The 1,285-nt window shown below is 33.0% G+C and carries 2 protein-coding genes and 1 pseudogene; 2 read left to right on the top strand and 1 reads right to left on the bottom strand.

Annotation, left to right across the window (positions count from 1 at the left end):
- Nucleotides 1–90: 90 nt before the first annotated feature.
- The gene (locus JEM49_RS08645; protein ID WP_201874650.1) at nt 91–387 is read left to right on the top strand and encodes a MazG-like family protein; all 297 of its coding nucleotides are present in this window, start codon (nt 91–93) and stop codon (nt 385–387) included.
- Between the two features lie 4 nt (nt 388–391).
- On the top strand, nt 392–751 hold the full coding sequence (locus JEM49_RS08640) for a DUF6176 family protein (RefSeq protein WP_089146053.1): 360 nt from the start codon (nt 392–394) through the stop codon (nt 749–751).
- A 269-nt stretch (nt 752–1,020) separates the two neighbouring features.
- On the opposite strand, the pseudogene JEM49_RS08635 reads toward JEM49_RS08640, so the two are convergent.
- Nucleotides 1,021–1,285: pseudogene (locus JEM49_RS08635) on the bottom strand (IS110 family transposase); the annotation flags it as partial.

The raw sequence follows: 1,285 nt of genomic DNA, 5'->3' as shown, positions 1-1,285 counted from the left end.
CGAAAAGAAATTCACGATTGACATGAGTTTGGAAGATGAACTAGAAGTTGTGATGAATGACGTAGTAAAAAGATAAAGGGGAATACTAGTTTGATTATTGATACGCAGAAATTACAAAAAGCAGTTATCGAGAATAAGAAAAATCATGGATTTAATACTACCGATGTAAAATTTGAGTTACTTTTACTGTATGGTGAAGTCAATGAATTATTTCAAGCTTGGTTAAAAGACGATCATGACAACATAAATGAAGAATTAGCTGATGTTGCTATTTTTCTTTTAGGGATTTCTGAAATGCTAGGCAGCGACTTAGGTGAAGATGTTGTTAAGAAGATGAAAATCAATGCCAAAAGAAAATATATAGATGGTAAAAAGATAGAAGGATAATAAAATGACACAAGTCGAATTAACACGTTTTCGTATCAAAAAAGGCAAAGAAGCGAAAGCTCAAGAATGGATGGATTTTTTGAATAGCCATCATGAAGATACCGTAGCCACGATGTCCGGTGAAAAGATGTATGTCGAAACTGTTTTTAAAGATGAAAATGAGGATGGTTATACATACTTTTATTGGTATTCAGTACAGGGCGAAAATGGTAGTGCGGTCGAAGAGTCAGAGAGTTATATCGACAAAAAGCACCTTGAATATTGGGATGAATGTATTGATCCTGACTATAAGCCAGTTGATTTAGTTTTGGAACAAAGCTTAATTGCACCAAGCGTGATGAAAATTATCAAAAATGATAAATAACATCTCCAGAAAATAAACAGAATGCTCAGAACACGCACTTGCCGTATAATGTAAGTCTTTGATATGATGAAACGTGGATAGAATTTTTAAAAACATAACGGAGGTTTTTCTACGTAAAGTCAAGCATAATAAGAAGTTTGGCTTCATTTTTTGTTTAAATTTCAACTTAAACATCTTTTAGTGTCGATTTATTTTTTTAGTTAGACACGACAAATAAGCCCAGATCCATATCTGATTTTTGGGCTTAGCGTTATAATGTACTTGATCAATTAATTACGGCTAAAGTCTTTTTGATTATGTGTGGCTACGTTGTAATCATATGGTTGATCATTGATAATCAGAGCATAAATGGTTCTGATTAGTTTATGAATTGAAGCAATAGCTATCTTTTTGAACCCTTTGGTTTGAGAGGATAGCTTTTTGCTTTCATAATAATCTGCTATATGACACGGATTTGTCTTAGCTGCATTATCAATTTGTCCAATAGCTCGATAAAGCAACTTACGTGCGACTGCATTGCCATGTTTAGTAATA

Source organism: Lactobacillus sp. A27 (assembly GCF_016742815.1).
GTDB lineage: Bacteria > Bacillota > Bacilli > Lactobacillales > Lactobacillaceae > Lactobacillus > Lactobacillus gallinarum.
The sequence above is the reverse complement of the archived record's forward strand: the minus strand, read 5'-3'. Positions and strand labels throughout refer to the sequence as shown.

Bases quoted from the DNA above. Each gene is read 5' to 3' on its own strand.
- JEM49_RS08640 (WP_089146053.1), top strand. From the start codon at position 392: ATGACACAAGTCGAATTAACACGTTTTCGTATCAAAAAAGGCAAAGAA.